This is a genomic window from Chloroflexaceae bacterium, from assembly GCA_025057155.1.
In the GTDB taxonomy this organism is placed as follows: Bacteria; Chloroflexota; Chloroflexia; order Chloroflexales; family Chloroflexaceae; genus JACAEO01.
The window spans coordinates 1-574 of sequence record JANWYD010000137.1 but is presented as its reverse complement, the minus strand read 5'-3'; the positions used below and the strand labels follow the sequence as shown (position 1 = coordinate 574).

Annotated in this window: 2 protein-coding genes; both read right to left on the bottom strand. The window is 66.9% G+C overall.

Translation table 11 applies throughout. The annotated features are described in order from the left end of the window. On the bottom strand, positions 1 to 214 hold a 214-nt coding region (locus NZU74_20680; GenBank protein MCS6883740.1), incomplete at its 3' end, for a hypothetical protein. Between the two features lie 5 nt (positions 215 to 219). Beyond that, the coding region (locus NZU74_20675) for an oxidoreductase (protein MCS6883739.1) at positions 220 to 574 on the bottom strand (355 nt) is incomplete at its 5' end.

The following is a 574-nucleotide window of genomic DNA, read 5'->3' as shown; positions in this document are numbered from 1 at the left end:
CGCCGGAAACCAGAAACCCCGCGCCCATCGCGCCGAGCGACCCCTGCGCCAGGCGCTCCTGGATGCGCGCAATGCGGCGCAGTCGCGGATCGCGGAACACGTCATCCCACGGTTTCCCGCCGAGTCGCAGGCGGAACCAGGGCAGCAGCGCCGCCAGTGCGATCATGAGTGCGCCGCCGATGGCTGTGACCCAGGCTGTCGTTGCGTCTGCCATACGCATTATGGTGCGCGCAGCGCCACGCCGCCGCCGCGCAGCCGCAGCATCTCAGCGTACTGATGGCACTCCGCCGCCACGCGACGACCCAGTTCGACCGCATAGTTCGTTCCCCGGTCCCAGGGATAGACCTGGCTCATGCTTGCCCAGAACAGACCGCGCAGCTGGGTTGCCAGCGGCGGAATGTTGCGTGCGTGGTTAACCGGCACAATCGGCTGCGCGTAGGGTTCGCGGTGGAGCCAGTACGCCCGCACCCACGACGGATCGAAATGCGGGTTGACCCGCGCCAGCGCCGGGAGGAAACGCTGGAGTAGTTGATCAGGTGAGAGGCGGAAATACTCGTGGTCGGGGTCAAGGTAA